The organism is Thalassospira povalilytica (assembly GCF_002844235.1).
In the GTDB taxonomy this organism is placed as follows: domain Bacteria; phylum Pseudomonadota; class Alphaproteobacteria; order Rhodospirillales; family Thalassospiraceae; genus Thalassospira; species Thalassospira povalilytica.
On sequence record NZ_PGTS01000002.1, the window covers coordinates 644,528 to 668,969 of the forward strand.

28 protein-coding genes are annotated in these 24,442 nt (G+C 53.9%); 7 read left to right on the top strand and 21 right to left on the bottom strand.

Annotation, left to right across the window (positions count from 1 at the left end; genetic code table 11):
• Nucleotides 1-115: 115 nt before the first annotated feature.
• The 12 genes from recO to folK form a co-directional block, all read right to left on the bottom strand.
• The gene (gene recO, locus CU041_RS07290) at nucleotides 116-871 is read right to left on the bottom strand and encodes a DNA repair protein RecO (RefSeq protein ID WP_068518990.1); all 756 of its coding nucleotides are present in this window, start codon (nucleotides 869-871) and stop codon (nucleotides 116-118) included.
• A 9-nt stretch (nucleotides 872-880) separates the two neighbouring features.
• Nucleotides 881-1,048, bottom strand: coding sequence for a hypothetical protein (locus CU041_RS20590; protein ID WP_156480870.1), 168 nt, complete (start codon nucleotides 1,046-1,048; stop codon nucleotides 881-883).
• A complete protein-coding gene (locus CU041_RS07295) occupies nucleotides 1,048-1,278 on the bottom strand; it encodes a hypothetical protein (RefSeq protein ID WP_068518989.1) in 231 nt (76 codons plus the stop codon). The genes CU041_RS20590 and CU041_RS07295 overlap by 1 nt, the downstream gene beginning before the upstream one ends.
• Nucleotides 1,279-1,321: 43 nt before the next feature.
• The gene (gene era / locus CU041_RS07300) at nucleotides 1,322-2,260 is read right to left on the bottom strand and encodes a GTPase Era (protein ID WP_101246293.1); all 939 of its coding nucleotides are present in this window, start codon (nucleotides 2,258-2,260) and stop codon (nucleotides 1,322-1,324) included.
• A complete protein-coding gene (gene rnc / locus CU041_RS07305) occupies nucleotides 2,253-2,936 on the bottom strand; it encodes a ribonuclease III (RefSeq protein ID WP_101246294.1) in 684 nt (227 codons plus the stop codon). Before rnc ends, era begins: the two co-directional genes overlap by 8 nt.
• The gene (gene lepB / locus CU041_RS07310) at nucleotides 2,936-3,682 is read right to left on the bottom strand and encodes a signal peptidase I (protein ID WP_068518986.1); all 747 of its coding nucleotides are present in this window, start codon (nucleotides 3,680-3,682) and stop codon (nucleotides 2,936-2,938) included. Before lepB ends, rnc begins: the two co-directional genes overlap by 1 nt.
• Before the next feature lie 27 nt (nucleotides 3,683-3,709).
• Nucleotides 3,710-4,105, bottom strand: a complete 396-nt coding sequence (gene acpS, locus CU041_RS07315) for a holo-ACP synthase (RefSeq protein ID WP_068518985.1) — start codon at nucleotides 4,103-4,105, stop codon at nucleotides 3,710-3,712.
• Complete coding sequence (locus CU041_RS07320) at nucleotides 4,102-4,854, bottom strand: pyridoxine 5'-phosphate synthase (protein ID WP_101246295.1); 753 nt, start codon at nucleotides 4,852-4,854, stop codon at nucleotides 4,102-4,104. Before CU041_RS07320 ends, acpS begins: the two co-directional genes overlap by 4 nt.
• The gene (locus CU041_RS07325) at nucleotides 4,851-5,531 is read right to left on the bottom strand and encodes a DUF2062 domain-containing protein (RefSeq protein ID WP_233433034.1); all 681 of its coding nucleotides are present in this window, start codon (nucleotides 5,529-5,531) and stop codon (nucleotides 4,851-4,853) included. The genes CU041_RS07320 and CU041_RS07325 overlap by 4 nt, the downstream gene beginning before the upstream one ends.
• Before the next feature lie 160 nt (nucleotides 5,532-5,691).
• Entirely contained in the window at nucleotides 5,692-7,836 is a 2,145-nt protein-coding gene (locus CU041_RS07330) for a RelA/SpoT family protein (protein WP_068518982.1), read from the bottom strand.
• Between the two features lie 143 nt (nucleotides 7,837-7,979).
• On the bottom strand, nucleotides 7,980-8,312 hold the full coding sequence (rpoZ, locus tag CU041_RS07335) for a DNA-directed RNA polymerase subunit omega (protein ID WP_068518981.1): 333 nt from the start codon (nucleotides 8,310-8,312) through the stop codon (nucleotides 7,980-7,982).
• Between the two features lie 112 nt (nucleotides 8,313-8,424).
• Nucleotides 8,425-8,970, bottom strand: coding sequence for a 2-amino-4-hydroxy-6-hydroxymethyldihydropteridine diphosphokinase (gene folK / locus CU041_RS07340; protein ID WP_101246462.1), 546 nt, complete (start codon nucleotides 8,968-8,970; stop codon nucleotides 8,425-8,427).
• A 208-nt stretch (nucleotides 8,971-9,178) separates the two neighbouring features.
• Between folK and CU041_RS07345 the strand changes: the two genes are divergently transcribed.
• The 3 genes from CU041_RS07345 to recQ all read left to right on the top strand — a co-directional run bounded on the left by CU041_RS07345 (nucleotide 9,179) and on the right by recQ (nucleotide 12,381).
• On the top strand, nucleotides 9,179-9,787 hold the full coding sequence (locus CU041_RS07345) for a LabA-like NYN domain-containing protein (RefSeq protein ID WP_068518980.1): 609 nt from the start codon (nucleotides 9,179-9,181) through the stop codon (nucleotides 9,785-9,787).
• 100 nt (nucleotides 9,788-9,887) lie between these two features.
• Nucleotides 9,888-10,529: a uracil-DNA glycosylase gene (locus CU041_RS07350; RefSeq protein ID WP_101246297.1), complete on the top strand. Its 642-nt coding sequence runs from the start codon at nucleotides 9,888-9,890 to the stop codon at nucleotides 10,527-10,529.
• Between the two features lie 19 nt (nucleotides 10,530-10,548).
• Nucleotides 10,549-12,381 (top strand): DNA helicase RecQ, encoded by a 1,833-nt coding sequence (recQ, locus tag CU041_RS07355; RefSeq protein WP_101246298.1) that lies wholly within the window; start codon nucleotides 10,549-10,551, stop codon nucleotides 12,379-12,381.
• Between the two features lie 28 nt (nucleotides 12,382-12,409).
• Here recQ and CU041_RS07360 read toward each other — a convergent pair whose 3' ends face one another.
• The 4 genes from CU041_RS07360 to dapA form a co-directional block, all read right to left on the bottom strand.
• Entirely contained in the window at nucleotides 12,410-12,910 is a 501-nt protein-coding gene (locus CU041_RS07360) for a glutathione peroxidase (protein ID WP_101246299.1), read from the bottom strand.
• A gap of 88 nt (nucleotides 12,911-12,998) precedes the next feature.
• Nucleotides 12,999-13,658: a sulfite oxidase-like oxidoreductase gene (locus CU041_RS07365; RefSeq protein ID WP_101246300.1), complete on the bottom strand. Its 660-nt coding sequence runs from the start codon at nucleotides 13,656-13,658 to the stop codon at nucleotides 12,999-13,001.
• 132 nt (nucleotides 13,659-13,790) lie between these two features.
• On the bottom strand, nucleotides 13,791-14,267 hold the full coding sequence (smpB, locus tag CU041_RS07370) for an SsrA-binding protein SmpB (protein WP_068518975.1): 477 nt from the start codon (nucleotides 14,265-14,267) through the stop codon (nucleotides 13,791-13,793).
• Between the two features lie 17 nt (nucleotides 14,268-14,284).
• Entirely contained in the window at nucleotides 14,285-15,166 is an 882-nt protein-coding gene (gene dapA, locus CU041_RS07375) for a 4-hydroxy-tetrahydrodipicolinate synthase (RefSeq protein WP_068519201.1), read from the bottom strand.
• 207 nt (nucleotides 15,167-15,373) lie between these two features.
• Here dapA and CU041_RS07380 point away from each other — a divergent pair, with 207 nt between their 5' ends.
• Both CU041_RS07380 and CU041_RS07385 read left to right on the top strand, forming a co-directional pair.
• Nucleotides 15,374-17,407, top strand: a complete 2,034-nt coding sequence (locus CU041_RS07380) for a lytic transglycosylase domain-containing protein (protein ID WP_068518974.1) — start codon at nucleotides 15,374-15,376, stop codon at nucleotides 17,405-17,407.
• 79 nt (nucleotides 17,408-17,486) lie between these two features.
• Nucleotides 17,487-18,185, top strand: coding sequence for a haloacid dehalogenase type II (locus CU041_RS07385; RefSeq protein WP_101246463.1), 699 nt, complete (start codon nucleotides 17,487-17,489; stop codon nucleotides 18,183-18,185).
• A gap of 149 nt (nucleotides 18,186-18,334) precedes the next feature.
• Here CU041_RS07385 and CU041_RS07390 read toward each other — a convergent pair whose 3' ends face one another.
• Both CU041_RS07390 and CU041_RS07395 read right to left on the bottom strand, forming a co-directional pair.
• Nucleotides 18,335-18,787, bottom strand: coding sequence for a bactofilin family protein (locus tag CU041_RS07390; protein ID WP_068518973.1), 453 nt, complete (start codon nucleotides 18,785-18,787; stop codon nucleotides 18,335-18,337).
• Nucleotides 18,750-20,072 (bottom strand): M23 family metallopeptidase, encoded by a 1,323-nt coding sequence (locus CU041_RS07395; RefSeq protein ID WP_068518972.1) that lies wholly within the window; start codon nucleotides 20,070-20,072, stop codon nucleotides 18,750-18,752. The genes CU041_RS07390 and CU041_RS07395 overlap by 38 nt, the downstream gene beginning before the upstream one ends.
• Nucleotides 20,073-20,296: 224 nt before the next feature.
• Between CU041_RS07395 and CU041_RS07400 the strand changes: the two genes are divergently transcribed.
• The gene (locus CU041_RS07400) at nucleotides 20,297-20,779 is read left to right on the top strand and encodes a phosphatidylglycerophosphatase A family protein (RefSeq protein ID WP_170310167.1); all 483 of its coding nucleotides are present in this window, start codon (nucleotides 20,297-20,299) and stop codon (nucleotides 20,777-20,779) included.
• A gap of 3 nt (nucleotides 20,780-20,782) precedes the next feature.
• Nucleotides 20,783-21,298 (top strand): CinA family protein, encoded by a 516-nt coding sequence (locus CU041_RS07405; protein WP_101246301.1) that lies wholly within the window; start codon nucleotides 20,783-20,785, stop codon nucleotides 21,296-21,298.
• A gap of 42 nt (nucleotides 21,299-21,340) precedes the next feature.
• On the opposite strand, the gene CU041_RS07410 is transcribed toward CU041_RS07405, so the two are convergent.
• The 3 genes from CU041_RS07410 to lpdA all read right to left on the bottom strand — a co-directional run bounded on the left by CU041_RS07410 (nucleotide 21,341) and on the right by lpdA (nucleotide 24,352).
• Complete coding sequence (locus tag CU041_RS07410) at nucleotides 21,341-21,799, bottom strand: type II toxin-antitoxin system RatA family toxin (RefSeq protein ID WP_068518968.1); 459 nt, start codon at nucleotides 21,797-21,799, stop codon at nucleotides 21,341-21,343.
• 38 nt (nucleotides 21,800-21,837) lie between these two features.
• Nucleotides 21,838-22,836, bottom strand: coding sequence for a lipoyl synthase (lipA, locus tag CU041_RS07415; RefSeq protein WP_068518967.1), 999 nt, complete (start codon nucleotides 22,834-22,836; stop codon nucleotides 21,838-21,840).
• 118 nt (nucleotides 22,837-22,954) lie between these two features.
• Nucleotides 22,955-24,352, bottom strand: coding sequence for a dihydrolipoyl dehydrogenase (gene lpdA / locus CU041_RS07420; RefSeq protein WP_068518966.1), 1,398 nt, complete (start codon nucleotides 24,350-24,352; stop codon nucleotides 22,955-22,957).
• Between the last annotated feature and the right edge of the window lie 90 nt (nucleotides 24,353-24,442).

The window sequence follows — 24,442 nt, forward strand, 5'->3', positions numbered from 1 at the left end:
TGCTTGGCAGAATGGACAGGTGCAAGGGCATTCTAACCCCGAATGTCTTGCGATATTGGCAACATACTACGCTGGGCATAGGCTTGGTCAACAGATGCGAACCAAATTGACCAATTTATTTTTCATCATCCCCTGACAGCCGCCAGACATGGCTGACCAGCCGGTCGCGCGCGGCCACCGGTTTTATGCCCTTGGCTTCGAAAATATCGCGGTGAATGAAAAAACCGGTCAACTTCAACCCGTCACGCAACTGTTCAAGCATATCGGCATCCGCGCGTGGTCCCGACGCCCGCCCAAGGGCAAGAAACGCCGGCAACGGCAAAAGACGATCGCGATAGGCCTGCCCGGCGGCCTCGCTAACTGCTCGGCCGCTTTTCGGGGAAACATAGGCAAGGTCACTGGCAAGATCGGTCGCGGCACATCTTTGAAGATCAAGGCCATAGCCAAGTTCTTCCAAAAGCCCCACTTCCCAGCGGATATAGGCCGGCAACCACTGGTCAAGCTTAAGGGCAGCCATCAGGGCCACCGTGCCATGATAAAGATCGGGATGGGCTTCGCGTTCGGGCAATGTTGCATCCAGCATCGCACAGGCAGAACTCATTGCCATCAGCGGGCCCGGCTGCAACAACAGATCCGCGGCATGTGCGCCGGTCAGTTCACAACGAAACTGCCCCAGATGTTCGGCAAGGCGGGCCGACCACCCTACCCTGATTTCATTGCCCGGCTCCAGGGTGCCGCGCATTGATTTGCTCATGGCGCCACGGACCATACCGGCATGGCGACCATAATCCCGTGTCAGGACGGATAACCGGACCGAACTTTCGCCCAGTTTGCGTGTCGAAAGAACGATGCCATCATCACGCCAATCCATCGCGGTCTCTTAGAAATAACCGCTGGGCACGATCAGACGGGTCACCAGAAAGAACATGCCCAACAGACAGGAAAAAAGTGCAAAGATCGCAATACCGAACACCACTTTACGCAGCCATGAACGGTTTTCGACCTCGTCTATGGCCTGATCGATCGGATCGATTGAATTTGGCGTCATCAGTTTGGTCCTCCGCCCGTCATTTTCCAGAACAGGCCAAGCACAAAGATGCCAAGCGCAACCAGAAGCGCAATCAGATTAAGCGGGCGATGCAAAAAGGATTTTTCGCGTTGCACAGCGTTATAATCGCGGCGGTTACGGAACGGTCGTCTGGCCACACGGGCAACAATCATCGCGGCAGCAGCGCCAACAACAATCATCACGACACCCCAGAATGATCCGATTTCCATTATCTACCCGGCAATTGATAATCTGTCTGCGCAACGCGCACGGTTATGCGTTGGGATCAAGGCCCCACATGGCAAAGCGGTTGGGATCATCACCCCAGTTCTCACGAACCTTGACGAACAGGAACAGATGCACCCGGCGTTCGAAAATGGCTTCGAGCTCCTTGCGGGCTTCGCTGCCAAGCGCCTTGATCCGTTTTCCGCCCTTGCCAAGAATGATGGCCTTCTGGCCTTCGCGCTCGACAAAAATTGTCTGTTCAAGCTTGACCGATCCGTCCTTGCGTTCTTCCCACAACTCGGTTTCGACCGTTGCGGAATACGGCAGTTCCTGCTGAAGCTGATAATAAAGCTTTTCGCGGGTGATTTCGGCTGCCAGAAGACGCAACGGCATGTCCGAAACGTCATCTTCGGGGAACATCCAGGGACCGTCGGGCATTTTTGCGGCCAGGAAGTTCACAAGATCCTGGGTGCCGGCACCTTTTTTGGCCGAAATCATAAAGACATCGGTAAAGACATCATGGGCAAACAGATCCTGCGACAGACGCAGAAGCTTTTCCTTGTCTGCGACCTTGTCGACCTTGTTCAGGGCCAGAATAGCCTTGCGGTTCTGATCCTTGAGCTGATTGATGATGGCAAGGTCCTCGTCGGTAATGCCGGTACCGGCATCAATGACAAGAACCACCAGATCCGCATCATCCGCACCATTCCAGGCGGCCTTGACCATCGCGCGGTCCAGACGGCGTTTGGGTGCGAAAATACCCGGGGTATCAATGAAAACAATCTGCGCGTCTTCGGTCATGACAATGCCGCGCACACGCGTACGCGTCGTCTGGACCTTGGGCGAGACGATCGACACTTTGGTGCCGACAAGCTGGTTCAGAAGCGTCGACTTGCCAGCATTTGGCGCGCCAACAAGCGCAACAAAGCCGCAACGCTGCTGATAAGGTAATCTGTCTTCGGCCACCGGTGTGGGAACCTCATTCATCGCTTAGTTTGTCCAACATCATGCGGGCGGCGAGTTGTTCCGCCTCACGTTTCGATTTTCCTTCTGCACTGACACGATCGCCATCACTGGTGGTCAGTTCGATCGTAAAGATCGGTGCATGTGCCGGACCTTCACGTCCGACCATTTCATATTTCGGAAGCGGCTTGCCCCGCCCCTGAAGCCATTCCTGCAATTGCGTTTTCGCATCTTGCGGCGGCTTGTTGTCTTCATCAAGCAGCGGCGTCCAGAGCTTTTCAATAAAACGGCGCGCCGGTTCAAGTCCACCATCAAGATAGAGTGCGGCAATCACGGCTTCCATGCAATCAGATAAAATTGCCGGATTGGCGTCCGCCCCGGCGGCGCGTTCACCCTTTGCCATCTGGATATGGTCACCCAGATTGATCTGGTTGGCCACACGCGCAAGAGTTTCACGACGCACCAGCGCAACGAAACGCTTGGCCATCGCACCTTCGCGCTCACGCCCGAACCGGGTGTAAAGCATTTCGGCCACAACAAGACCCAAAACCCGGTCGCCCAGGAATTCAAGGCGCTCGTTCCCACCGCTTAGCGCATCCTTGCCCTTTGCCGCACTACGATGGGTCAGCGCCACACGCAGCAGGTCAGGATTGGAAAAACCGTGATCAATCTCGGCGATCACCGGTATGCCGTCGCTCATCAGTTGACCCCCTGGAACAGGCGATCAAACCGGATGCTGCCCAGATCATAGACCGGCTGCGAGCTGTCCTTGGAATAGAACAGGAATTCGGCACGGCCGACCAGATTTTCGATCGGCACAAAACGGAAGCGCGACGGGAAGGCACGGCTGTCTGCCGAATTATCGCGGTTGTCACCCATCATGAAGTAATGGCCTTCGGGCACGGTAAAGGCTTCGGTATTGTCACTTGGACCCTGATCACCAAACAGTTCCAGAATACGATGCACCTTGCCATTCGGAAGCGTTTCAAGATATTGCGGAACCGCCGCGGAACGGCCCGTACCATCGGTCAGGATGTAATCTTCGATCCGTTCGCGTTCAACAAGCTTGTTGTTGATATAAAGGCGCCCGTCAGTGACCTGGACGGTATCACCGGGCAAGCCGATCACGCGTTTGATATAGTCCTGGGTGGTGTCGGACGGCAGTTTGAAAACCACCACATCACCACGTTCCGGTTCGGTTTCAAATACACGGCCCGGAATGACCGGCAGGCTGAAGGGCATGCTGTGTTTCGAATACCCGTAGGAGAATTTCGACACAAACAGATAGTCCCCCACCAGCAGGGTCGGGATCATAGAACCAGACGGAATATTGAACGGTTCGAAGGCAAATGTCCGAACCAAAAGTGCAATGACAATGGCCCAGAAAACGGTCTTCAAGGTGTCAAAAAGGCCACCCGTTTTCTTTTTCTGCACAAGCTTTTCCATTCCGTTTTTAACCAATCAATTTATCTGTCAGTCGGCCGAAATTACCACAACGGCATTCGCCAGGGGATATTCGTCCGTCAAGGTCACATACACCGAAGCAGTTTTCCCGTCCGGAGTTAATTCGTTCAATCGCGCCAGCGCCCCATCAACAAGGACCATGTCCGGCTTGCCGCTTGGTTGATGTACCACACCCATCGTGTTGTGATAAACACCCCGGCGAAACCCGGTACCAAGTGCCTTTGAACAGGCTTCCTTTGCAGCAAACGCCATAGCAAACGATGATGCGGTCCGATGCGGCTTTCGAATTGCGCGGGCAATTTCAACGTCGGTGAAAACACGCTTCATGAAACGCTCCCCATGGCGTTCCAGCGCGGTTTCAATTCGACGGATATCACACAAATCCGTGCCGATCCCAATGATCATTTCACATTACTCGTCTGACCGCGTGCGGCATCCATCAAACGACGCATTTCGGCAATCGCCGCTTCAAGCCCGACAAACACCGCTTCGCCAATCAGGAAATGCCCGATATTCAGTTCGGCAATTTCGGGCATTGCAGCAATCGGTTCTACCGTTTCGAAGTTAAGCCCATGCCCGGCATGAATTTCAAGCCCGATCCCTGCCCCGTATGTCACGGCATTGCGGATACGTTCAAGTTCATGGGCACGGTCTGCGTCAGTTTCAGCATCGCAATAGGCGCCGGTATGGATTTCGACAACCGGCGCGCCAAGACTTTTGGCAGCATCAAGCTGATCTTTGGAGGCTTCGATGAACAGCGACACACGGATACCCGCATCGCCCAGTTCCGACACAAACCGTTTAAGGTGATTGTGGCCGCCAACAACATCCAGGCCGCCTTCTGTCGTCCGTTCTTCACGCTTTTCCGGCACAAGACACACAGCATGCGGCTTGGTCGCCAGCGCAATCGCCAACATTTCGTCAGTTGCTGCCATCTCGAAATTAAGGGGCAAGTCAATTTCATTGCGAAGTCGCTTCATATCCTCGTCACGGATATGGCGGCGGTCTTCGCGCAAATGTGCGGTAATGCCATCGGCACCAGCAGCCTTTGCAAGGGCGGCGGCACGCACGGGATCCGGACTATTGCCACCACGCGCATTTCGAATGGTCGCAACATGATCAATATTAACGCCGAGCCGAAGTTTCGAACTCATGGGGTTTCATCCTGCTTTTTGGTGGCATTCTTTGCAGCACTGCCAATTTTTTCCTTGGCACTTTCAAGCATGGGACCAATCCCGTGCCGCTCCGATTTTTTCATCCGGCGCAAGATCCGGTTGTGCCGGTAAATGATAACCGCCCGACGCACCGGGAAATAGAACAGCGCCCAGACCACGATTGAAGTCGGCACACATCCCACCAGCATCGGCCAGATGATATCAACGATGCTGCTCCAAAGCTGGCCAAGCGTCTGGTGATCCGCAGGATCCCAATGCCCGAAGATCAGCCCGCCCCCGACATAGCTAAGTCCCAGAACCACAAAGTCCCACAGAACGGCCATGTCAAAATGAACAGCGACACTCGATTCATCAACACCCAGCATCCAGTTGCCGCAGGTATAAAGCCACAACCAGATAAACGGAAATGTCCAGGGGTTCCCGACAACCGTCCCCAAAAGGGATGCAACCACATTGCTGCGCGTCAGCAGGCTGATCAGGGCCGAAACAACAAAATGGAACCCGATAAACGGCGTAAAGGACACAGCCGCACCGATCGCAAAGCCCGACGCAATGCTGTAAGGCGTTCCGGGCAAACGTGCGACACGATGTGCAAAATACTGTGAAGAACGACGCCACCCGCCACGCGGCCAGACTACGTTACGTACTCGTTGCAAAGATGATGGTTTAATGCGGCGCCGAAACATGCGGGTCAGTTCTGGAACAAATCAGGTAACGCAATAAAAAGTCGAGGCATATGGGTAAGTGCTGACTGCGCGCTTGGCAAGGTTTTTACGCGTTTCTCACCTAAAAGATGATTGGGTTCACAGCCCGCCATTATCCGCGCGCGCGCTCAACAGCATTTACCACCGGTGTCGCCCGCAGGGCTGCGATGATATTGGTCAGGTGTTTGACATCGACAACGTCGATATCAATCAGCATTTCGAAGAAGTCCGTCGTGCGATTGGTAAAGCGAAGATTGGTAATGTTGCCATGGTTCTTGGCAATCACACTGGTAATCGAGCTGAGCGCCCCCTGCTCGTGCCCGACCGTCAAGCCCAGACGTCCGATGAAATGTTCGGGTTCACCGTCATTGTCCCAACCAACATCAAGCCAGCGTTCCGGCTGCTCGGTAAATGTTTCAAGCGTATCGCAATCAATCGTATGGATTGTCACGCCCTTGCCGGTTGTAACAATCCCGACAATGCGGTCACCGGGCAACGGATGACAGCAGCCGGCATAATGCACAGCCATCCCGGGAATAAGGCCCTTGATCGGAATAGCGTGGTCATGTTTGCGCGCCCGGACCTTTTCAAGCGGGACAACCTTGCGTGCGGTTTCCTTGTCCTTGGAGCCCGGGAAGACCGCATGAACAACTTCGCGTCCGGTATGGTGGCCCGCACCAACCAGCGTCAGAAGCGCATCGACAGATGGCTGCTTGAAGATCTTGAGAACGCCTTCAATCGCCTTGTCGGAATAATCATAGCCTTCCTGACGGAATGCCTTTTGCAGGATTGCCTTGCCAAGATCCTTGTACTGGTCTTCCTGCTGCTGACGGATGAAGCGGCGAATACGCGCCCGTGCCTTCCCGGTAACAACAAACCGTTCCCAGGTCGGATTCGGCGTTTGCGCCTTTGATGTGACGATTTCGACCTGATCACCGTTATTGAGCACAGTGCGCAACGGCACCATCGCGCCATTGACCTTGGCCCCCACACAGGTGTCCCCGATATGGGTATGGATCATATAAGCGAAATCAACCGGGGTCGCGCGTGCCGGCAGGGCGATCACGTCGCCCTTCGGACTGAAACAGAAGACCTGATCCTGGAACATCGCAAGCTTGGTATGTTCAAGGAATTCTTCGGGTTCCGACGCATGTTCAAGAATATCCAGAAGATCACGCAGCCAGCGATACTGAACACCTTCTTTTTGCTGTCCTGTCGGGGCTTCCTGTTTATAGGCCCAGTGCGCGGCCACACCGTTTTCGTTGACCTCGTGCATCTGGCGGGTACGAATTTGCACCTCGATCCGATGGTTTTCCGGTCCGAGAACCGTGGTGTGGATCGAACGATATCCGTTGGGCTTTGGGGTCGAGATGTAATCCTTGAACCGGCCCGGCACCACCTTGTAATTGGCATGCATATAGCCAAGAACTTCGTAACATTCGGGCATGTCATCAACCAGGACACGGAATGCCATGATGTCTGACAGCTCGCCAAACGTGATGTTCTTGCGCTGCATTTTCTGCCAGATCGAATATGGACGTTTTTCACGCCCGTAAATATCGACCTTCAATCCCTGCCGCGAAATGACTTCCTTGAGCTCCGAGACAATGCGGCTGACAACGTTGTCATCCTTTTCGCGCAGGAATTCCAAACGCGCCAGAATAGAATCACGAGCCTCGGGATTGATATGCTGGAAGGCAAGATCTTCGAGCTCTTCCTTGATGTCATGCATACCGATACGTTCGGCAAGCGGTGCATAAATCTCAAGCGTTTCCGCCGCAATACGCACGCGTTTTTCCGGCTTCGAGATATAATGCAGGGTCCGCATGTTATGCAGACGGTCCGCCAGCTTCACAAGAAGAACACGGATATCTTCCGACATCGCAAGCAGCAACTTGCGGAAGTTCTCTGCCTGTTTGGAATCTGCCGATTTCAGCTCGATCTGGGTCAGCTTGGTCACACCATCGACCAGCTTCATGATGTTGGTCCCGAAAAGCTTGGTGATCTCTTCGGGGGTGGCATCGGTATCTTCGATGGTGTCGTGCAGCAATGCTGTGATGATCGTGTCACAGTCGAGCTTGTAATTGGTCAGAATGCCCGCGACTTCGATCGGATGGGAAAAATACGGGTCGCCGGACGCACGCTTCTGCGAACCGTGTTTTTGGGTTGCATAAACATATGCCCGGTTCAGCGTTGTTTCACACGCGTCCGGATCATAGGCTTTCACCCGTTCAACAAGTTCGTATTGGCGCATCATTCAGGGGCATCTCCGTATAGTCCAAGCAGGGCTCATGACCGAGCCCTTACATAAGATAGTACGATTTAGACAAAAAAAAGCCACGGAAGATGAATACCGTGGCTTTTCTTTTCAAACGGGCTCAGATCAATATCAATCTGGCCTTATTCATCTTCTGACGGAAGCACAACACCAGCCGATGCGTCTTCGACAGCTTCTGCGACCAGTTTCGGACCGAAATCGTCTTCGGCTTCTTCCGGCTCGTCAGTTTCAACATGCCGCTGCAGACCCTGCACCATGCCGTTGCGCAGATCGTCGAAATCGACTTTTTCTTCGGCGATTTCACGCAGCGCAACAACCGGGTTCTTGTCGTTATCACGATCAATGGTCAGTTCTGCACCGGCCGAGATGTTGCGTGCACGCTGAGCTGCAAGCATAACAAGCTCAAAGCGGTTCGGAATCTTGTCAACGCAATCTTCGACGGTAACGCGCGCCATAAATGTCTCCAGAAATACTTTTGGGGTGTCCAGACCGACCTATATAACGCCGGATCTTCTGTGTTGCAACAGCGAAACCGCTTATTGGCGCAGGTTTTCGCACGCTTTTTCGTCAGTCCGCCTGCTTTCTGATCTGCTGATCTTCGGGCAGTTCCGAAATCAGATCTTCTACCGTGCGCCCGATCACCGGATGCACCCAGTCACCCGCGACATCGCGCAAAGGCAACAGAACAAAGGCGCGTTCCGCCATCCGGGGATGGGGAACCTGAATGCCGCCCTCCTCACGAACCTGCTCGCGGCCATAGGCAATCAGATCAAGATCAATCACACGCGCCGCATTGCGTTCGCGGCGCACCCGACCGAATTCGGCCTCCACTTCATGAAGACGCGCCAGCAGATCATGGGCAGAGAGCTTTGTCGAAATTCTTGCCACCCCGTTCACATACCAGGGCTGGTCAGAGATCGGAACGGGTGCCGTCTCGTAAAAGGACGACACCGCATCGATCAAAATATCACCATCCTGCATTAAACGCTGCAACGCGGCTTTCAATGTTTGTGCAGGCGCACCATATTCTTCCGTAGGCAGATTGGCACCAAATGCAATCAGAATGGCGTCATCCGACGGTGTGCTGGTGGTCGATGGTGACAGCGTGCTCACAAGGCAGACTTTCAGTTCGGTGGATATTTGTTGGTTCAACGAGCAACGGCTTGTTCGCCAGCTGCGCGAAAGACGGCATATCTAAGGGAGCCATCATACTCTGTCTACGATATTTTCGCCTTTCTTTGTCCCTCTGCCCACGGTAGATATTGAGAGTTCCGTATTTTTGGAACTGCATAATTAAATTTGATGTTTGAGGAATTTCAGGATGATTTTTTACCCGCAGGAACGCATCGGGCTGTTCATTGACGGCTCGAACCTTTATGCCGCGGCGCGGTCTCTTGGTTTTGATATTGATTACAAACGCTTACTCGATCTTTTTGCCCAAAAAGGTCAACTGATCCGGGCCTTCTACTATACCGCCCTTATCGAAGATCAGGAATATTCCCCGATCCGTCCGCTTGTCGACTGGCTTGATTATAACGGCTACACCATGGTCACCAAACCGACCAAGGAGTTCACCGATGCTGCCGGTCGCCGCAAGATCAAGGGCAACATGGATATCGAGCTGGCAATTGACGTCATGGAAATGGCGCAACATCTTGATCATGTTGTCATTTTCTCGGGCGACGGCGATTTCCGCCGCCTGGTTGATGCCGTACAGCGCAAAGGCGTTCGCGTCACGGTCGTATCGACGGTCAAATCCAATCCGCCGATGGTCGCAGACGAGCTGCGCCGCCAGGCCGACAACTTTATCGAGCTGACCGAACTCGAAGGAACGATCGCGCGCAAGGTTCAGCAACGCCGCGATGACGATCATCCCGATATCGACGATCACCCCGATCACCCGGAACTTGACGATTTCGATTTCGAGTAAGAAAACCCGAATTCGCCCGGAAACACACCCGGAAATACGCCCAACGTGATCACGACCGGTTACGGTCCGAACCGTAACCGGCAAGCATGTCAGACTTGCCATGACCGCCTATCTGCAACCCGACATTGATTGTCAGCTTTGTCCGCGACTGGTCGAATTCCGGCGCGCCAATCAGGAAAAGTTTCCGCATTTCTATAACGGCCCGGTCCGCCCGTTCGGCCCCCTGAATGCGCGATTGCTGATTGTCGGACTGGCGCCGGGTCTTAAGGGGGCCAACGCCACCGGGCGTCCGTTTACCGGCGACTATGCCGGGGACCTTTTGTATGACACGCTTAAAAAGTTCGGCTTTGCCAGGGGTACCTATGACAAGCGGCCTGACGACGGGCTTGAACTGCTTGATTGTCGCATCACCAATGCGGTGAAATGCGTCCCGCCGGAAAACAAACCGACCGGACCGGAAGCCAATGCCTGTCGGCCTTTTCTGATCAGCGAATTTGATGCGATGGAAAACCTTTCGGCCATTTTGTGCCTTGGGCAGGTTGCCCATCAGGCGATGCTCAGGACATTTGGCCTTAAGCTTTCATCGCTTAAATTTGGCCATGGCGCATCGCATAAAATGGAAAATGGCATCACATTGTTTGATAGCTATCACTGTTCGCGCTACAACACCCAGACTTATCGCCTGACGCCAGAGATGTTTGAAAACGTCTTTGCTGACATTCGCGCACATCTGGACGGTTAATTTGCCTGATACATCGCCCATGAACGACCTGCTCGACCGACCCGTACAACGTCTGCCGATAGACGTCCTGCGCGAGGTGTTTGGTTATGACAGTTTTCGCGGCCAACAAGCTGAAATCATTGACCATGTGATTGCCGGCAATGATGCGCTGGTACTGATGCCCACCGGTGGCGGCAAATCATTATGCTATCAGGTCCCTGCCCTGTGCCGTTCGGGTACTGCTGTTGTGGTGTCACCGCTGATCGCGCTTATGAAAGATCAGGTCGACGCTCTTAATCAGCTTGGTGTCAAGGCGGCCTTTATCAATTCGACCCTGGCCCCCGAAGCCGCCCGCGAGATCGAGGCCCGGGCCGTTGATGGCGATATTGATCTTCTTTATGTGGCGCCGGAACGCTTTGCGACCGACCGGTTCCTTAATCTGCTTGATCGCATCAGCATTTCATTGTTTGCGATTGACGAAGCACACTGCGTTTCGCAATGGGGGCATGATTTCCGCCCGGAATATCGTCGGCTTGACCTTTTGCCGACGCGCTTTGCCCATGTGCCGCGCATCGCCCTTACCGCGACTGCTGATACACCGACCCGCAAGGACATTGCCGAAAACCTGCATCTGACCGATGCCAAATGCTTCATTACCGGTTTTGACCGTCCCAATATCACCTATCGCATTGAAACCAAGGGTAACGCCAAGCAGCGCCTGCTGTCGTTCCTTAATCGTGAACATGCCGAAGATGCCGGGATTGTCTATTGCCTGTCACGCCGCAAGACCGAAGATGTCGCACAATGGCTGACCGATAACGGTCGCCCTGCCTTGCCCTATCATGCGGGCCTGACACAGGAAACGCGCCAGCTCCATCAGGATCGCTTCCTGCGTGAAGATGGCATGATCATTTGTGCGACTGTGGCCTTTGGCATGGGCATCGACAAACCCAATGTCCGCTTTGTTGCGCATTTGAACCTGCCCAAAAGCATGGAAGCCTATTATCAGGAAACCGGGCGTGCAGGCCGTGACGGACTTCCGGCCAATGCCTGGATGAATTACGACCTTTCAGACATCGTTTCGATCCGCAGCATGGTGGCAAGTTCCGACGCGCCCGAAGCCCAGAAACGCATTGAATCGCGCAAGCTTGATGCGCTGGTCGGACTTGCAGAAACCACCAAATGCCGCCGCCAGGTCATCCTGTCCTATTTTGGCGAAGATCAACATCAGCCCTGTGGCAATTGCGACACCTGTCTTGAGCCGGTCGATACCTGGGATGCCACCGATGCGTCTCGCAAGGCGCTTTCGGCGGTCTATCGGACAGGTCAACGGTTTGGCCCGGCCCATGTGATCGAAGTTCTGATGGGCCGTAAAACCGAAAAAATCCGCCAGAACGGCCATGATCAGCTTTCGGTTTATGCAATTGGCAAGGATATCCCACAACCGCAATGGCGATCGGTTTTCCGTCAGCTTCTTGCCATGGGATATTTGCAGGTCGATGTCGAAGGGCATGGCGGTGTTTACCTGACCGAGGAATCACGGCCGGTCCTGCGCGGTGAAAAAGTTGTCGAAATGCGCAAGGACCCGGGCGAAAGCAAACGCGCCATGACGCGGCGTCTGCGCGATTTCGATACCGAATTTGAAAACGAGGATGACCGCGATCTATGGGAACGGTTGCGTACCATGCGCCGCGAATTGGCCACCAGCCAGAATGTCCCGCCCTATGTCATTTTCAGCGACCGCACACTTTGGGAAATGGTACGTTTCAAGCCCCGCACACTCGAAGACATGGCGTCCATTAACGGGGTTGGGGTCAAGAAACTCGACCAGTATGGGCTGGCGTTTCTTGATGTGATGGACGGGCGGCGCTAACAGCCGCCCTAAAATTTGGCATCAGGCCCTAGTGCCCTGACAGCTGTGCTTTGATGGCGTCAACAATCACATCATCGCCCGGTTTCACGCGTGTATCAAAACTGTCCACCAACTGCCCGTTTCGCCCGATCAGATATTTGTGAAAGTTCCAGTTTGGCGCCTTATCCGCGCCAAGCACATCGATCGCCCATTTGTAAAACGGATGTGCATCGGCCCCTGACACCGTGGTTTTTGATGCCATCGGGAAATCGACATCAAAATTGACTTCGCAGAATTCCTGAATGGCGGCGTCTTCGGCATATTCCTGACCGCCGAAATCGGCTGATGGCACACCGATCACGACCAGCCCGTCATCGCGGTAATCATCCCACAATTTTTGCAGGCCGGTATATTGCGGGGTGAACCCGCACATTGATGCCGTATTCACCAACAGAATGACCTTGCCCTGATAATCGGCAAGATGAAGTTCCCCGCCAATGATGGACGGGAATGAAAAGTCATACACCGTTTTTGCATCTTCCGATGCCATGGTTCCTCTCCAGGAAAAAATGACCGTAATCACTGCAAGCACGCATAATACAGTGAAATGCCGACCCTTTTCAATTTGAGGAAAACACCTAGCCATATCGTTCCTCGGTCCAGGGATCGGCATTATTGTGATATCCGCGTTCTTCCCAGAATCCCGGTGCATCTTCTTTGACAAACCGGATTTCGCGCACCCATTTGGTGCTTTTCCAGAAATACAGCTTGGGGATGACAACACGAACCGGACCGCCATGTTCTTCGCTTAACGGTTCGTCGTTCCAGTGATGGGCAATCAGGACGTCTTCATCAAGAAACTGATCAATCCTCACATTTGTGGTGTATCCGTCATGTGCCGTAAACAGGACATGTTTGGCATCGGGATGCGGCCTGACCATTTCCGCCAATGTTAGCGCTAACACGCCCTGCCAGTCATTGTCATATCGCGACCAGCTGGTCACACAATGAATATCATTTCGCGCCCGGACATTTGGTAGATCAAGCAGATCCACAAACCCAAGCGACAGCGGATTTTCAACCAACCCGGTAATATCAAGCTTGAAGTCATCTGCACTGACATGGGGCGTGATGCCCAGATCAAGTACCGGCCAATCCTTTACCAGCCGCTGCCCCGGCGGCAGACGGTTTTCGCGTGCGGCATCGGATGTCCCGGTCAGTAAACGACCATCTTTGGCCCATTTACGCTTGGCCTCAATCAGCTTGTCTTTGATTTTTCCAGAAAAACTTTGCGTCACCGCTTTCTCCCTTGTCACAAGCTGATACGAAAAATGGCGCTGACATGTTCACCATGACAACGCCATTTAATCATAAAACCGGCCAGAAAAGGCAATTCACTTCCGCGCGATAACCCGGGCCTTGTTCGGCAACTAGCCAAAGTCGCGCATAATACGCGCCTTGTCACGTTGCCAGTCACGTTCCTTGACCGCTTCGCGTTTGTCGGCCTTTTTCTTGCCTTCGGCAATGGCGAGTTCCAACTTCGCGATCCCGCGTTCATTGAAATACAATTTGACCGGAACAAGGGTAAAACCCTTTTTGTTCAAGGCATCATGCATTTTGGCGATTTCGCGTTTGTGCAGCAGCAATTTGCGCGGACGGCGTTCTTCGTGGCCGAACGGCATCTTGCTTTGATATTCGGGAATATATGCGTTGATCAGCCAGACTTCGTCATTCTTGGCTTCGGCATAGGATTCCTGAATATTGCCCTTGCCATCGCGGAGCGATTTGACCTCGGTCCCGCGCAAAACGATCCCGGCTTCGAATGTTTCCGTCAGGAAATAGTCAAAGCGCGCGCGTCGGTTTTGCGCAACGACCTTATTGTTATCTGTTTCTTTCTTCGGTGCCATAAGACGCTAATTATCGCTTAGTGGCCGAGCAATCCGGCACCCTTAAGCGCGGCTTCGACCTTGCGTTTGGATTCATCGGCGATCTCGACCATCGGCAGGCGCATGTGGCTGCCACAAAGGCCAAGCAATTCAGCCGCGTATTTGACCGGTCCCGGGCTTGCTTCGCAGAACATTGCCTTGTGAACCGGCATCAGACGGTAGTTCAACTCCTGAACCTTGGCAATGTTCCCGGCAGCCCAGGCAGCATGCAGTTCTGCACACAGTTTCGGTGCAATGTTCGACGTTACCGAAATGCAGCCATGCCCACCCTGGGCCAGGAACGGAACGATGGTGCCGTCTTCGCCCGACAACTGGCAGAAATCAGCACCGGCCGCCAAACGGGTCAGTGCCGGACGTTCCAGATCGCTGGTCGCATCCTTGACACCAACGATACGCGGCAGTTTTGCCAGTTCGGCCATGGTCGCGACGCTCATATCCACAATCGAGCGACCCGGAATGTTATAGATGACAATCGGGATATCGGTTGCATCATGAACGGCCTTGTAATGTGCATACAGGCCCTTTTGGGTCGGCTTGTTATAATAAGGCGTAACAACAAGTGCGGCATCCGCACCGGCATTCTGCGCATGGCGCGTCAGCGAAACGGCTTCTGCGGTCGAGTTGGAACCGGTTCCGGCAATTACCGGGCCGCGGCCCTTGGCCACTTCGAGTGCCAGTTCAACAACACGATGATGTTCAGCATGGCTCAGCGTCGGGGATTCACCAGTGGTTCCGACAGGCACCACACCTGTCGTGCCCTGTTTAAGCTGCCAATCCACAAAAGACTGGAACGCCTTTTCATCAATCGCACCATCTTGCGTGAACGGTGTGATCAAAGCTGTGATTGAACCCTTAAACATGGAGATCTCCAAACATTGGATATATTGAAAGCGGTCGCGAAAATAGCGGCTGTTCGCCAATCCCGCAAGCACTGTATACATTAATCGAAAGGAACTGTAATCGGGGTTGCAATTTCCCTTCAGGACTGTTTGGCTTTTCCGGATTTCACTGTCATAATGCGCCGGTCTAGAGTGCATTCGCTGCCGTCAGGCAAAGGGGACAATTACATGGCGCAAGCGTCTTTCCGCAGAGTTTCAGTCTGCGCATTGGCACTGGGCTTTTCGATATTGATGCCAACAGGTCATCTGGCACAGGCCGCAGCAAACGAAGATAGCATTCTTCTGATGCAGCCGCCCTCGCCGACCTATTCGGCTGTCAGTCGCGCACGTTTGAACGCATTCCTTGATGCCGTCGAAGATGGTCGTACCGAAAGCTTTGAAAAGCTTCTGCCCAATTTCGACGATCCGTTGCTGCAAAAGGCAGCAGAATGGATGTTGCTGACGTCGCCGAATTCCGGCCGCAGCTTTGAAGAAATTACCAATTTCATCGACACCCACCCGACCTGGCCAAGTCAGGCCCTGTTGCGTCAGCGTGCCGAAGAGGCAATGAATGACGCCGTGCCCGATGATGAAATTCTGGCATGGTTCAAACGGTCTGCCCCGGTTACGGCCGATGGTGCAACCCGCCAGATCAAGGCGCTTTTGGGCGCGGGTCAGGAATCGGCGGCCATTGCCCTTGTCCGGACCAGCTGGATCAACGAGAATTTCGGTCGCGGGCAGGAAAAAAGATTTCTGGACCGATATGGCAAATATATCGATCAGGAAACCCATCAGCAGCGTCTTGACCGTCTGTTGTGGGAAGGTCGCCTGACTACCGCGTCACGCACAATGAAATATGTCAGCAATGACTATCGCCTGCTGGCAGAAGCCCGCGCAGCGCTGCGCGCAATGACTGGCGGTGTCGATGCGGCCATCAATCGGGTTCCGAAGAAATATCAGAATGATCCGGGTCTGATTTATGAACGCGTGCGCTGGCGCCGGGTCAAGGACCGCGATCAGGAAGCCCGTGATCTTCTTTTATCGCAGGCAAACGACCTTGCCTATATCTCGATCCGCCCGCAATACTGGTGGCTTGAAAAGGCCATTCTGGCGCGGCGTGCCTTGCAAAAGGGCCATATCACCGACGCCTATCGTCTGGTTGCCAATCACGGGCAAACCGATCCGGGCGATATTGCGGAAGCCGAATGGTATGCAGGCTGGATCGCGCTGGAATTTCTGGGCGATGCCGATATTGCACTGACCCATTTCCAAAATCTGTATGACGTTGTCCAGTACCCGATCAGCCTGTCGCGCGGGGCCTATTGGGCCGGTCGTGCCAATGCGGCGCTTGGCGATGAAAAACGGGCCAAGGAATGGTATGAACTCGCCGCCCAGCATGCCCACACATTCTATGGGCAGCTTGCCATTGATGCGCTTGGCCTGAAACCGTCCTATTCGGTTGAACAGCCGGTGCCGACGGCGGAACAGCGTGCCGCATTTGAAAATCAGGAACTTGTTCAGGTCGTGCGCAAGCTTGGCGCCATCGGGCTTGGCAATATTATCCGGCCGTTCATCATGGCGCTGGTCTATGAACATGATGAGCCGGAATACCTTGCGATGGCGACCGACCTTGCCCGCGAATATGGTCGTGCCGACCTTGGCATCATTGCCGCCAAGCGCAGCATTCGCACCGGCAGCGGTTATCTTGATGCCGCCTACCCGATCCATGAACAGGTGCCGCTTGGCCATGCGCCCGATCCGGCACTGGTTCATGCCATCATGCGTCAGGAAAGCCTGTTCAACCCGCAGGCCGTATCATCCGCCGGTGCGCGCGGTTTGATGCAACTGATGCCGGCCACGGCCAAACGCATGGCAAAGTCACTTGACCTTGATTATGAAACCGACCGGCTGACCGATGACCCGTCCTTCAACATCACATTGGGACGCGCCTATCTCAGCAGGCTTCTTGATCGTTGGGATGGCGCAGAGGCTCTTACAATTGCCAGCTACAATGCCGGTCCGACGCGTGTCCGCCAGTGGATCAACGAATATGGTGATCCCCGTGATCCGGAAGTTGATCTGGTCGACTGGATCGAAATGATTCCCTATAGCGAAACCCGCAATTACGTACAGCGCGTAATGGAGGGAACCTATGTCTATCGTCGGCGTTTTGCCCGCGATGAGATTGCAATGGGTCAGAATGAGACACCCGGGCGGGATTGACCTGCCCGGGGCTTCATTTGCGCTTTTGGCCTGATTGCCCATATTTGATCAATACTGCTTGTCAGAAAAGGTCAGCAATATGTCCGAGAATGTACTGTCTTCCTGCCGCGCATTTGTTTTCGATGCATATGGAACGTTGTTTGATGTCGGTTCGGCGGTTGCGAAACTGCGTGATGCCGTCGGTGACGAGGCAGACCGCCTTTCCGCTTTATGGCGTCAGAAGCAACTTGAATATACCTGGCTTCGATCCCTGATGGGGGATTTTGCCGATTTCTGGACCGTGACAGGCGATGCTCTTGATTACGCGATGGACCAGACCGGCAAGAAAGATCCGGTTCTGCGCGCCAAACTGATGGAAACATACCTGTCGCTTGATACCTTTCCCGAGGTGGTCGAAACGCTCAACACCCTCAAGGCGCAGGGACACAAGCTTGCCATTCTGTCAAATGGCGCAAAACATATGCTGATTTCAGCCGCAAAATCGTCAGGAATTCTGTCGCTGTTTGACCAGATCATCTGTGTCGACGACCTGAAGACCTATAAACCCCATCCCGATGTTTACCAGCTGGCCGCAGACAAACTTGAACTGGAGCCGGCCGAAATTTCATTCCAGTCGTCAAATGGCTGGGATATTGCCGGGGCCGGGCATTTCGGTTTCCGCACGGCGTGGATCAACAGAAGCAAGCAACCCAAAGAACGGCTGTCGCACGAGGCGGACGTGGTTTTGGGTGGTCTTGACGAATTGTTGCCCCTGTTGTCCAGCTCGGAAAAGGCATAGATCATGTGATGCGGCCCGGTAACCGGGCAAGTTTTGCAAATACAATTGAAAAAGGCAGGTCCAATCAGACCTGCCTTTTTGCGTATCTGTGTGGTTTTGCGATAACCGGACCCGTCATCGCGGCACCATCAGCACCATCTTTTTGATGATTATTTGTGTTCTTTTTTCACGTTGGCCGCAACGACCTGGCCGGCCTGAATGACGGTAAGACCGCCTTCTTCAGACACACCTTCAATACGACGGCAATGCCCTTCGATATGGGCGCCCGGTTCGATTGAAAGGCTTTCGTGAAGAATATCACCAATCATACGTGCGGTTTCAGACAGCGAAACATCGCGTGCACGGACCTGGCCGATAACCGCCCCGCAAATCCGGATCTTGTCAGCGACAATTTCGCCGCGCACTTCGCCATGCTGACCGATGGTAAGGGTACGGGTGCGAATGTCACCATTCACAGAACCGTCGACCTGAACATCCGATTCCGAGATCAGATCACCGGTAACCCGGAGATCCGCATTGATAATGGAAAGGCCACCCTTTTTTTCTGCAACCGGGTTGCCGCTTTTAGTTGTTTGTGTCGTCTTGCTCGTTTTTGAAAACATAACGTCCCGCCTCAATAAACTTTAGGGGATTGACCGGCTTGTCATGGACCAAAACCTCGTAGTGTACATGGCTGCCCGTGCTTCGTCCGGTACTTCCCATTAACGCTATTTGATCCTGGTAACGCACTTCGTCGCCCTTCTTGACGAGGACCTTAAATAAGTGTCCATAACGGGTTCTAATGCCGTTCCCGTGATCGAGTTCGACCATCTTCCCGTATTTTCCACTCCATCCTGCATGCACCACCTTACCCGGTGCAGTTGCCAGAATTGGTGTTCTGATCGGCCCGGCAAGATCAACACCGGAATGAAAAGCCCAGCGACCATTGATCGGGTCTTTTCGTTTACCGAACGAGCTCGAAAGATAATAAGACGCGGCAGGTTCCCCGATTGGCGTCTTTTTCAGTCTGTCATGCAGGTTGGCGAGTTGATCCATACGATCACTGAGCGCCATCGCCACATTTACAAATTCCTCGTCCTTGGGATGTTCAGGTTCGAACGCCACGAACGGACCACCGACCCCCGGCTCCTGGGGCTTCATCGGTGGAAGAATAAAGGTTTCCGGCTGCAAACCGGTCATTTCCAGAACGTTTTCCAGCTCAAGGATCGTGTTGTCGGCCGTTTCGGCGACACGCTGCATGGCCTGTTGCTGGACCGTGTGCAAATCGGCAATGCGTTGGCGCGCATCACTGAGTTCACTTTGAAGTTTTTTGGACCGTTGCAGGGCCTGATCACGTTCACGCATCACACGCGACATGACGGTTTCAACGGTTTCGAGTTCATCGCGCAGCGCAAGGTTACGGTTGGTGATCCCGTCAATCTGCCCCTGAAGCGCATTCATCTGGTTATCCATCGACGTGCGAAGGGCCGAAATCCGGACTTTTTCCTTCTCGCTGCTGGCGAGTTTGGAAGTGTAATCCTGTACCCGCGCCTGAAGCTGCAGGTTCTTTTCAGCCATCGACAGCAAATTGCGATGGGTATCTTCCATCTGTGCGGTGATTTCGCCGAAACGTCTTTGACTTTCGGTCACACGCGCAATCAGACGATTATAGGAAAGCTCGCTGCGGAAAAGCTGTTCCTCACGCGTTGCAAGACGCTGATCGAGGTACCAACTATAACCAGTTACACCCACCGACCAGATAATGGCCGCGGCTCCGAACGAAGCCAGCGCAAGCTGTCCATATTTTCCAAGACGAAGCTGGTAAACAGAATCATTGGACCGAACAAGAATTTGCCGGTCAGGAAACCATTTATCCACCAAGCGACGCATGCCTTGAAACGCCGACATATTCAGTGTCTAACCCCTAGTTGCCCGTATTCACGCCCGGGTATCCCGGTTGCGTAGAGTTTCTTTGACCCCGCCTGCGACTTATTAATCTTTTTCTTTACGCTACCTGTAACTTTGCACGCAGGCAAGTGTGTTAACACACCCTTAAGGGTAAAAATTTCACCGTGCGGGCACTTTGGTGTGTTACCTATGGCCATCTTTCACAGCTCATACGTATCTGATCCATGGCTTTTTCCCGTTTTCTGATCACATGTTTGGCAACCTGGTTCTATAGCGGCAAAAGCCCCAAGGCACCGGGAACAGCCGGATCGTTTGCCGCCCTACCCTTTGGTTGGATGATCTGGATTTACGGCGGCAATGAGGCGCTGATTATCGCCAGCATCATTATTTTTGTGATCGGTATCTGGGTTGCCCATCAATACAGTCACTTGCTTGGCATTCATGATGCCGGTGAAATTGTAATTGACGAGGTCGTTGGTCAGTGGATGTGCCTGCTTGTCGTGCCATTGGCAGCCGACTGGATGGACATTGTGTGGCTTCTTGTGGCCTTTGTGGCGTTCCGTGCATTCGATGTGGCCAAGCCCTGGCCGATCCGCTGGGTCGACCGCAGGGTCGGTGGCGGTTTCGGCATCATGCTTGACGATGTTCTGGCCGGTATCTTTGCCATGATCGTTCTGGCGGGCGTGGTTTACCTGACGGGTGGATGAGTTATGCAAATCGATGACGACATTCTTGCTGCGGCAAGCGCGCTGATTGCGAAATGCACCGCAAATGGCGAAATGATTGCCACGGCCGAATCCTGCACCGGTGGTTTGATTACCGGGGCGCTGACCGGGGTGGATGGCAGCTCGTCCGTTGTCGATTGTGGGTTCGTGACCTATTCCAACGAAGCCAAACATGAACTGATTGGCGTAAAAACAGCGTTACTTGAACAACATGGCGCAGTTTCCGAACCGGTTGCACGCGCCATGTGTGAAGGCGCACTTGACCGTGCGCCCAATGCCAGCATTGCTGTTTCAGTGACCGGCATTGCCGGCCCGGGCGGCGGAACAGCAACCAAGCCCGTCGGGCTGGTTCATTTTGGTTGTGCTGGTAAAGGACGCCAGACTGTTACCTATCACGAAGTTTTTGCCGGTGACCGCCACGCCGTTCGCAAGGCCACGGTTCTTAGGGCATTAGCCCTGATCTCAGAGATGATTGATCAGAAAAAGGGCCTGGGCGGTTAAAGCACCCTGCCCGGCCCTGTTAAAGCACGCCTTATCGCATTATCAGCTTTGCGAAGAACCGGTGTTCGGATCCCCATAGACTTCGCGGGCGCGATTTTCGAATGCGCCAACCATCAGCTTGACTGCTTCGTTAAAGACGACACCGATCATCTTTTGCAGCAATGCCGAGCGGAATTCGAAATCGACAAAAAAATCAAGCCAGGTCCCGCCATCTTCGTCCTCTTCGAATACCCAATGGTTATTGAGGTATTTGAACGGCCCCTGAAGATATTCGACATCAACACGATGGGGGCGCTGAAGGGTGACTTTGGACGTGTATTTTTCGCGAAACATCTTGAAGCCGATAACAAGATCGGCCTGGAGCACATCGCCATCACGCTTGCGCACCCGTGATGCAACGCACCACGGCAAAAACTCGGAATAGGAATCGATATCCGCGACGAGTTCAAAGAGCTGTTCCGGCGTATAGGGCAGTTTCCTGCGCTCTGCATGCGTCGGCACTCGTATCTCCCTTTGTCGTCGCGCGTATCGTTTCAGGTTTACTGGGCAGCGACTTCTGCGCGTGCTGCCTTGGCTTTTGCTTCTTCTGCGGCGGCGAGTTTTTTCTCGCGGGCTTCACGCAGCTGTTCGAAGTCACGATCAGCGTGATAGCTCGAACGGGTCAGCGGCGTTGCCGACACCATCAGGAATCCCTTGCCGCGTGCCATCGACGCATATTCGTCAAACTCGTCCGGCGTGACAAAGCGATGCACAGGTTCGTGTTTCAGCGTCGGCTGAAGATACTGACCGATGGTAAGGAAATCGACATCCGCCACACGCAAGTCATCCATCACCTGTGCCAGTTCTTTGCGTTCCTCGCCAAGGCCAACCATTAGGCCGGATTTGGTGAAGATGGTCGGGTCAATCTGCTTGACGCGATCAAGGATACGCAGCGACTGGTAATAACGCGCGCCCGGACGGATGTTGGTGTAAAGACGCGGAACTGTTTCAAGATTGTGGTTGAACACGTCCGGACGGGCCTTGGCGACGATTTCAACGGCACCTGGCTTGTCACGGAAATCCGGCGTCAGAATTTCAATGGTGGTTTCCGGCGACTTGTAGCGGATGGCTTCGATCACGCGGGCAAAATGCGCCGCCCCGCCATCGGCAAGATCATCGCGGTCAACCGAGGTGATCACAACATGCTTGAGCTGCATGTCGGCAACGGCCATTGCAAGGTTTTCCGGCTCGAACGGGTCAAGCGCGTTTGGCATGCCGGTCTTCACGTTACAGAACGAACATGCACGCGTGCAGGTATCGCCCATGATCATGAAGGATGCGTGCTTCTTCTGCCAGCATTCCCCGATATTCGGGCAAGCGGCTTCTTCGCAAACCGTATGAAGGTTCAGGCCACGCGCGAGTTCGCGGGTTTCCTGATAGCCCTTGGAGGTTGGCGCCTTGACGCGTATCCAGGACGGCTTGCGTCCGGAAGGACGATCAGGCCGTTTTTGTTTTTCCGGGTGACGAAGTGCTTTTGCTTCGTTGCGCGCCGTCGACATAGAGTTACCTCCGAAGGATTGGACGGGCGGCAATTTGCCGCCACGTCACGCATTTGTCAAACCGACATTCGTCAAAAATGGTCATACCGGGCATGTGCGCCCGGTAAAACACAATATTTTAGAAGTGGATCGCACGCCCGTAAGCGTCAAGGACCGACTCATGCATCATTTCCGAAAGGGTCGGATGCGGGAAGACCGTATGCATCAGATCTTCTTCGGTCGTTTCAAGGCCCATCGCGACAACAAAGCCCTGGATCAGTTCGGTCACTTCGGCGCCAACCATGTGCGCACCAAGCAATTCACCGGTCTTGGCATCAAACACGGTTTTGACCAGACCTTCGGCCTCGCCCAACGCAACCGCCTTGCCATTGCCGATGAACGGGAATTTACCGACCTTGACGTCGTAACCCGCATCCTTGGCCTTGGCTTCGGTCAGGCCGACACTTGCGACCTGCGGGTGGCAATAGGTGCAACCCGGGATCTTGAGCGGATCAATCGGATGGACGTTTTTAACGCCCGCGATTTTTTCAACACAGATCACGCCTTCATGCTCGGCCTTGTGGGCAAGCATCGGCGGGCCGGCAACGTCACCGATGGCAAAGATGCCCGGTTCGGCCGTGCGGGAATATTCATCGGTGCCAATGACGTTGCGATCAACTTTGACCTTGGTGGTTTCAAGACCAAGATTTTCGGTATTGCCGATCACACCAACAGCCGAAATCACGCGATCAACGGTGAGTTCCTGTTTCTTGCCATCTTTGGTTTCGACCGTCACAACAACATTGTCTGCATTGCGTTTTAGATTGGCGACCTTTGCTTCGGTCAGGATTTTCATCCCGTCCTTGGTCATCATCTTCTGTGCAAGGGCTGCGACTTCCTTGTCCTCGACCGGCATGATCTGCGGCATGATTTCAACCACGGTCACATCCGCACCCATGGTGTGATAGAAGCTGGCAAATTCGATCCCAATCGCGCCAGAACCGACAACAACAAGGCTTTTGGGCATTTTGTCAGGCGTCATCGCCTTCTTGTAATCCCAAACAACTTTGCCATCGGCTTCAAGACCGGGCAGCGAACGGGCGCGTGCACCGGTCGCGATGATGTAATTTTTCGCGGTATAGGTGCCGGCATCCTTGCCCGTTACAACGATCTTTTTCGGACCGTCAAACTTGGCTTCGCCGTTGATCACGGTGACCTTGTTCTTTTTCAGAAGATGACCAACGCCACCGGCAAGCTGCTTGGACACACCGCGCGAACGCTGAATGACCGCATCAAGATCGAAGGACGGTTTTTCGCAGGACAGGCCATATTCCTTGGCGTGTTTCATGTTGCGATAAACTTCGGCCGAACGCAGCAGCGCCTTGGTCGGGATACAGCCCCAGTTCAGGCAAATGCCACCAAGATGTTCACGTTCAACAACGGCCGTTTTCAGGCCAAGCTGGGCAGAACGGATTGCGGTTACATAACCACCCGGACCTGCACCAATCACGATTACGTCGAAATTGCTATCCGCCATCGTAGGATCTCCTTCGCCTGCCCGTATCCGGTCACAGGTCTTAAAATTCAAATGCTTGCGGGGACTTTCGAAAGTCCCCGCGCAACTTTG

Coding starts and splice junctions, on each gene's coding strand:
- recO (WP_068518990.1), bottom strand. CDS start 871: ATGGATTGGCGTGATGATGGCATCGTTCTTTCGACACGCAAACTGGGC.
- CU041_RS20590 (WP_156480870.1), bottom strand. CDS start 1,048: ATGACGCCAAATTCAATCGATCCGATCGATCAGGCCATAGACGAGGTC.
- CU041_RS07295 (WP_068518989.1), bottom strand. CDS start 1,278: ATGGAAATCGGATCATTCTGGGGTGTCGTGATGATTGTTGTTGGCGCT.
- era (WP_101246293.1), bottom strand. CDS start 2,260: ATGAATGAGGTTCCCACACCGGTGGCCGAAGACAGATTACCTTATCAG.
- rnc (WP_101246294.1), bottom strand. CDS start 2,936: ATGAGCGACGGCATACCGGTGATCGCCGAGATTGATCACGGTTTTTCC.
- lepB (WP_068518986.1), bottom strand. CDS start 3,682: ATGGAAAAGCTTGTGCAGAAAAAGAAAACGGGTGGCCTTTTTGACACC.
- acpS (WP_068518985.1), bottom strand. CDS start 4,105: ATGATCATTGGGATCGGCACGGATTTGTGTGATATCCGTCGAATTGAA.
- CU041_RS07320 (WP_101246295.1), bottom strand. CDS start 4,854: ATGAGTTCGAAACTTCGGCTCGGCGTTAATATTGATCATGTTGCGACC.
- CU041_RS07330 (WP_068518982.1), bottom strand. CDS start 7,836: ATGATGCGCCAATACGAACTTGTTGAACGGGTGAAAGCCTATGATCCG.
- rpoZ (WP_068518981.1), bottom strand. CDS start 8,312: ATGGCGCGCGTTACCGTCGAAGATTGCGTTGACAAGATTCCGAACCGC.
- CU041_RS07345 (WP_068518980.1), top strand. CDS start 9,179: ATGATTTTTTACCCGCAGGAACGCATCGGGCTGTTCATTGACGGCTCG.
- CU041_RS07350 (WP_101246297.1), top strand. CDS start 9,888: ATGACCGCCTATCTGCAACCCGACATTGATTGTCAGCTTTGTCCGCGA.
- recQ (WP_101246298.1), top strand. CDS start 10,549: ATGAACGACCTGCTCGACCGACCCGTACAACGTCTGCCGATAGACGTC.
- CU041_RS07360 (WP_101246299.1), bottom strand. CDS start 12,910: ATGGCATCGGAAGATGCAAAAACGGTGTATGACTTTTCATTCCCGTCC.
- smpB (WP_068518975.1), bottom strand. CDS start 14,267: ATGGCACCGAAGAAAGAAACAGATAACAATAAGGTCGTTGCGCAAAAC.
- dapA (WP_068519201.1), bottom strand. CDS start 15,166: ATGTTTAAGGGTTCAATCACAGCTTTGATCACACCGTTCACGCAAGAT.
- CU041_RS07380 (WP_068518974.1), top strand. CDS start 15,374: ATGGCGCAAGCGTCTTTCCGCAGAGTTTCAGTCTGCGCATTGGCACTG.
- CU041_RS07385 (WP_101246463.1), top strand. CDS start 17,487: ATGTCCGAGAATGTACTGTCTTCCTGCCGCGCATTTGTTTTCGATGCA.
- CU041_RS07390 (WP_068518973.1), bottom strand. CDS start 18,787: ATGTTTTCAAAAACGAGCAAGACGACACAAACAACTAAAAGCGGCAAC.
- CU041_RS07395 (WP_068518972.1), bottom strand. CDS start 20,072: ATGTCGGCGTTTCAAGGCATGCGTCGCTTGGTGGATAAATGGTTTCCT.
- CU041_RS07400 (WP_170310167.1), top strand. CDS start 20,297: ATGGCTTTTTCCCGTTTTCTGATCACATGTTTGGCAACCTGGTTCTAT.
- CU041_RS07405 (WP_101246301.1), top strand. CDS start 20,783: ATGCAAATCGATGACGACATTCTTGCTGCGGCAAGCGCGCTGATTGCG.
- lipA (WP_068518967.1), bottom strand. CDS start 22,836: ATGTCGACGGCGCGCAACGAAGCAAAAGCACTTCGTCACCCGGAAAAA.
- lpdA (WP_068518966.1), bottom strand. CDS start 24,352: ATGGCGGATAGCAATTTCGACGTAATCGTGATTGGTGCAGGTCCGGGT.